2 protein-coding genes and 1 pseudogene are annotated in these 6,333 nt (G+C 45.5%); 1 reads left to right on the top strand and 2 read right to left on the bottom strand.

The features are described 5' to 3' along the window. Positions 1-1,195, top strand: a pseudogene (locus tag ACLGGO_RS34775) (IS1634 family transposase); the annotation flags it as partial. 71 nt (positions 1,196-1,266) lie between these two features. Here ACLGGO_RS34775 and ACLGGO_RS34770 read toward each other — a convergent pair. Together ACLGGO_RS34770 and ACLGGO_RS34765 are read right to left on the bottom strand one after the other, a co-directional pair. Further along, positions 1,267-4,464 (bottom strand): PAS domain S-box protein, encoded by a 3,198-nt coding sequence (locus tag ACLGGO_RS34770; RefSeq protein ID WP_446422736.1) that lies wholly within the window; start codon positions 4,462-4,464, stop codon positions 1,267-1,269. Positions 4,465-4,570: 106 nt separating this feature from the next. Further along, a complete protein-coding gene (locus ACLGGO_RS34765) occupies positions 4,571-5,380 on the bottom strand; it encodes an SDR family NAD(P)-dependent oxidoreductase (RefSeq protein ID WP_446334568.1) in 810 nt (269 codons plus the stop codon). Positions 5,381-6,333 lie beyond the last annotated feature (953 nt).

Below are 6,333 nucleotides of genomic sequence, written 5' to 3'. Positions count from 1 at the left end.
GAAGGAAAGACTTGTCCTTTGGCAAAATTCGGATATAATAGAGACAAGAAAAAAGGAAAACTGCAAATCGTATTTGGCTTATTATGTAACGCCCAAGGATGTCCGATTTCTGTAGAGGTATTTGAAGGAAATACAGCCGACCCCAGTACATTAACCCAACAGATCGAAAAAGTCCGCACTCGGTTTGGATTAAAGAAAATAATCTGGGTGGGGGACAGGGGAATGATAACACAAGCGAGAATCCGAGAAGACCTGAAAGAAACAGCAGGAGTAGATTGGATCACCGCGCTACGTTCAAGCCAAATCCGGAAACTGGTGAACCAGTCGTACATTCAGCTCTCTCTGTTTGATGAAAAAGATCTAGCTGAAGTTACCTGTGAAGACTATCCGGGAGAAAGATTAGTCGCCTGTCGGAATCCCTTCTTAGCTGAAGAAAGAAAAAGAAATCGAGAAGAGTTATTACAAGCCACGGAGCAGAAATTAGATAAAATAGTCAGCGCCACATCACGGCAAAGATGTCCGTTAAGGGGTGAAGCAGAAATTGGACTGAAAGTCGGTGAAATAATCAACAAGTATGGTGTGGCGAAACATTTCAAAATCCAGATAACTCCCGATAGCTTTTCTTACCAAAGAAACACTGAAAGCATCAATGAAGAAGCCACATTAGATGGCTTATATGTGGTGAGAAGTTCCGTACCAGAAGAAACGTTGACAGCCGAAGAGACGGTCAAAGCTTATAAAAGCTTATCCAAAGTTGAGCAAGCATTCCGCAGCTATAAAACCATTGATTTAAAGGTGCGTCCTATCTATCAGGAGTAACAGTGATAGAGTCAAAGCTCATGTTTTCTTATGTATGCTGGCGTACTATGTGGAATGGCATATGCGCCGATGTTTAGCGCCAATCTTATTTGATGAAGATGATTGGGAAGATGCTCTTGGGTTACGCGAAGGAGTTGTTACTCATTCGACGAAGAGCAATTCAGCTTCTTCTAAAGCCCAAAAGAAACGGACAGCCGATAACTTACCCGTGCATAGCTTTCAAACCCTGTTGGCTGATTTAGGCACAATTGTTAACAATCGAATTCAGTCTAATATCCCAGGTGTAAATTTCGACTTTGACAAGGTAACCGAACCGACTCCGGTACAAAGGAAGGCTTTAGATTTATTGGGCGTCAGCCTGATATGTACCCAGTGAAGCCAAGAGCAAAATCGCCCATTACCAAGATATTCATACAGTGTAGCGATTTGTCAAAGGGGAACTTCAGTCTAAGTTAGCTGGAAAATTTCATCAAAGCAGAAGTTATCCACCAGTTCGGTAAGGGTTTCTATCAAGGCAAAATGTTGGGGAGGAATCTGCTCAATGAGTTGTACAAGTTGATCCGTATCCACTTCCAGAGCAGCTTGGTGGAGTTTTTTGATCCAGTCAGCAGACATCACGGTCAAATCCGAGGAGGTTAGCTTCTTCCTCTGTCCTAAATTCTCCTGTTCCTCCCCATAGATATACTGCACCCCTAAATGTTCAGCCATCTTATCAAAGATTATGTGTTCCTGAAAAGGTTTACCGACAAAATCATCGCAACCTACGGCTAAAATATGGGCTTTTTGTTCGGCAAAAGCACTGGCAGTTAGGGCAATAATCACCGTTTTAGGGATGGAAATTGATCCTGTATCTGTCCCTTGTTCCTGCTCTTTGGCTTTAATAATTTGGGTTGCTTCATACCCATCCATGACAGGTATCCGCATATCCATCCAGATTAAATGAGGATGCCACTCCTGCCAAGACGCGATCGCGTCTTGTCCATCAATTGCTGTGCGCGTCTCAAAACCAACGGATTTCAGGAGTTGCGCCAGTAGCTCACGGTTCTCGGCTCGGTCATCGACGATCAGAATCCGGTAGCTCGATTCGTTAGGAGCTAGCCCCATCACCCGCCTTTGTGTTGAGGGTTGAGCAACTTCGGCGGGTGGATTCGCTAGAGTCACCTGGATATCAAAGCAGAACGTTGATCCCTGACCCACTGTACTTGTAACATGAATATCGCCCCCCATCAACCGGACAAATTGACGACTAATCGCCAGTCCCAATCCCGTTCCCTCTCTGGCTTGAATGCCATTTCCCGTCTGCACAAATGGCTGAAACAGGTTCTCTATTTCTTCTGGAACAATCCCTCTCCCGGTGTCTTCGATTTCAAAATAAAGCGTTAGTTCGCCCCGATTATTTGCCCTAGGTTCAGTTTTTAATACAGAATGATCCCTGGCTAATGATGCTCGTAGGGTTACGCTTCCAGTCAGGGTAAACTTAACCGCATTACCCAACAGATTAATCAAAACCTGACGCAGTTTTACCTCATCACTGACCAGATAATCGGGTACATTGGCGGCGATATCAAACTGGAGCGATAATGGCTTGCCTTGTGTCCGCACTTGAAACATTTCTTGCAGGCTTTGCAATAGCTGATATAGGTTAAACAGAGCCGCATTTAAAACAGTACGCCCTGCCTCAATTTTGGACATCTCCAGCACATCATTAATCAGGTTGAGCAAGTGTTCGCCACTGCGGTTGATGATTGCCAGGGACTCTCGCTGGTACGGTGTCAGCGTAGTCTCTCGTTCCATCAGTTGGGCAAAACCTAGAATAGCGTTGAGGGGTGTGCGGAGTTCGTGGCTCATATTTGCCAGAAAGGTACTCTTCGCCCGGTTCGCCTCGGCGCTTCGCACCGCTTCGCGAACGGCGGTTTCTTTAGCAACGACTAGAGCTTGTTCGGCTTTATGTCTGGCTCGACCAATGGCTATTAATTCTCCCAACAGTTTGAGTAAATTAATCTCGTCTTGGTTCCAAGTTCTAGAGAAGCGGACAACATCTACCCCCAAAAATCCCACGACTTTACCGGAGTGAATCGTGGGGACAGCCACAACAGAATGAATCGATTCATTTTTAAACATTTCTTTCTCATCTTCTGCTTCAGCCGGAAGCTCTGCAAGGCTAGAAAGTTTTATGACTTGTTTACTGAGCATTTGCTTGTGAAACCAAGGCACTATTGTAGTAGCTGTTCCCTGGGCGCGACTTGATAATCCCTGAATGCCATCAGCACACCATTCATAGATGAGAGAAAACTGACTCTGATCATCTGAGTATTCAAAAATGCAGCTCCGTTCGACGCCGATGAATTGCGCGATCGCTTTCAGGGTAAAATTAATCGCTGTATCTACATCTTGATCAATAAACTGTCGGGAAATACTACTAAGCAAGCTATCAACTTGAGCGCGACGCTCAAGGGCGGCTTCTGTTTGCTTGCGTTCAGTGATATCGCGGGATACACCCAGCAGCACAACACCACCACTGAGACTATTGACGATGGAGGTGTGACAACTCAACCAGCGCCAGCTTCCGTTTTTGTGTCTGACTCGCATCTCAGCCCCCGACTGTTTTCCCAATGCCAATGTTTTTTGCCAATCGCTATAGCAAATCTGGAGATCGTCAGGATGTATCAGCGCCGTCAAATGTTTACCTTCTATTTCGGTAGCGGTGTACCCTAAAATTTGGCTGATATTCGGAGAAACGTAGGTATAGACGCCCTCCGAGTTGAGCATAAAAATAATGTCATTGACATTTTCAACAATGGTGCGAAACTTTAATTCACTCTGTTGTAAAGCGTCTTCGGCTCGTTTGCGATCAGTAATGTCGCGAAAGCTCCAAACTCTACCCACAACCTCAGTTCCCAGACGCTGAGGGCAGGAGTATCGCTCAAATACTCTGCCATCTTTAAACTCTAATAAGTCGCAGGTACTGGCTTCGGGTATGGCGTATAATTCCCTGACTCGCTGGATAAACTCATCTGGATTTTTGAGTTGGTTTGCCAGATACTGGAGCCGTTTATCTCGGTTGGGTTCTGCTAAAACTTCGGGTGGAATAGACCACATTTCTAAGAAGTTTTGATTGTAACTGACGATATTGCCTGAATAATCGATCGCCAGAATACCATCTTGAATCGATTCAAAGATAGCCCAGAGAAGAGACAGGGAGTTTTCTAGGGCGGCTTCTGCCCGTTGGCGTTCTGTGATATCCTGCTTTTGCTGGGTAATATTCTGAATAACTAGCACAGTCGAGCTAGCGCCTTGTGGGGTTGTCACAGAGTGTCCAGAGATTTGCAACAGTAAGGAGCGATCGCCTTGCTGAAATTCATAGGCTGTGGTTTCATACTCTCCATGTCGCGTCATCACATCGGGATACGACTCTCGAACAACGGATTGTCCAGCCTGAATTAGGGGTAGCAAGTCAATCAAATTTGAGCCGAAAACGTTGTCCTGTGGTCGGTTCACCAAGCTAGAGAAGGCTTTATTGCTCCACTGGATCTGTTGGTCTTCATTTAAGAAGACAACGGCGTCGGTGATTACCTCCAGCGCCGCTTCCATTTGGCTTAAGGTTGTTTGTAATTGGTCAACCCAATTAACTAACTCAGCGATCATTCAATCATTTAACACATTAGTGTTGTCACGCTGAATCATACCTCACACTTCACCAACCCGATCCCCGATTTCTTGGAGAAATCGGGAATCTATATCATCGGTTACATCAATGATGGCTGGGAACCACAGGGGGTAATGCACCCGTTCGGGACACAGGCGCCGCCATTTTTAATACCTTCTCCATCAGCCATGGCGCAATCCGACTACACCACACGGCTAAATGACTTTGCCATCCCACCAGGATTTCTGGTGAATCTTTTTGCAGTCCCGTGACTAGGGCTTTGGCTACCTGCTCAGGTGTCATTGGCATGACCCAGCGGAATAGCTGTAAACCTCGCACCATATCAGTATCCGTGAGAGAGGGGAGCAAGGCAATCACCCGGATATTATAGGGTGCTAGTTCGCCCCGCAACGCTTGAGTGAAGCCTAAAATCGCAAACTTGGTGGCGGAATACGTCGCCATCGTCGGCGCGGCGACTTTACCCATTAAACTGGAGACGTTAATAATGATTCCTTGGCGTTGAGCTGCCATCCGTTTGGCAAGTAGACGGGTAATCGTGTATAATCCCATCAAGTTAATGGCAAGCTCCTCCTGCATCTGAGGCAGTTTAGCTCTCAAAAAGGGAGTTTGGTGGGCAATTCCTGCACAGTTAACCAAGATGTGAACAGGTCCGTAAGTGCGCCAAGCGCGAGCAATTGCCACATTGACTTCTACAAGTTGGGTTAAATCTAACGCCAAAATAGCGACTTCGACTCCTAAATTTTCAATCTCCGTCGCCACGGCTGCTAAACGTTGGCGATCGCGTGCGACTAAAATTAGGCGCTTAACGCCAACTCTGGCGAGTTCGAGTGCGATCGCACGCCCAATTCCCCGCGATGCTCCGGTAACCAAAGCAGTCTTTCCTTGAATATTCATGGCAAAAACCTCAATCTTGTTGAGTCTCACTCGGCTTTTTCCGATTATTCATGCTCAGGGGTATATAACTCCTCCTAACCGCCTCAGCATGAGATGAGACATAAGTAATCAGAACTTATTTCTGTGGTTGCACTAAAACATTGAAGAGTAGGAAATATTTCACCCTTCGCCATTTTTTGAATGAACTGGCGAATTAGTTGGTGGTGAAACAGTGATCAAATCTTTGGATTAAACGGGTTCTATGAAAAGCTGACCCGTGAGTCGAACATGATCTCCAGTCATGCTGTATCTACAAAGAGTGAATCGTAATGATAGTTCTGCAAAGGAACTCGGTGAATGTGGAAGCGTTAATTGTTGATCGAGTATCCCAGAACTATCCGGTCGGTAATTAGCCAAATTAGCCAACCACCTGACAGCCAAAATAAACGCAGTGTTTATGCAATTAGCCTCCTCTAGACGAGCTTCTACCAGAAACGACTCATTACGCATACATTAGCAATTCTTTCAAGACAATGGCAATATTTTTTAATAAATTTCTCGTAATATTTCTTTACAAAGCTTGAAAGTCTTTCCATGATTGACTCCTAGCTGTCTTGAGCCTTCGCGAGTACAATGAACAATCAACAATAAACCATCAACCCGAATCAGGGTGTCTATCTTAATCATCTTGGCTGAGGTCAGCCTTGTCCTAGTTCTGTTCTCTCTCGTGAACTAGCTGGTGGGCGTCATCTTCCATCAGCTCATGAAGGTGTCTTGGCTCAAGCAGAGAAGCCAAACTCTGCGCCGGAACATCCGGGGTATTTTATGGTGTTTCACTTTGTCTGGCGGTTATTGGGTCAATGGCTGGTTGTTGTACTGAGGTGAAGACTTAACTCGAATAAGCTGTTCGGCATTTAAATAGGGTATAATTAAAATAGGAAATCCGAAGAACAAAAAAAATATGCCAGCCAAAG

The sequence above is a fragment of the Coleofasciculus sp. genome (assembly GCF_046565525.1).
GTDB lineage: Bacteria > Cyanobacteriota > Cyanobacteriia > Cyanobacteriales > Coleofasciculaceae > Coleofasciculus.
This window is presented reverse-complemented; position numbering and strand designations above follow the sequence as displayed.

What these genes read in the sequence shown, in the direction of transcription:
- ACLGGO_RS34770 (WP_446422736.1), bottom strand. Translation starts at nt 4,464, where the DNA reads ATGATCGCTGAGTTAGTTAATTGGGTTGACCAATTACAAACAACCTTA.
- ACLGGO_RS34765 (WP_446334568.1), bottom strand. Translation starts at nt 5,380, where the DNA reads ATGAATATTCAAGGAAAGACTGCTTTGGTTACCGGAGCATCGCGGGGA.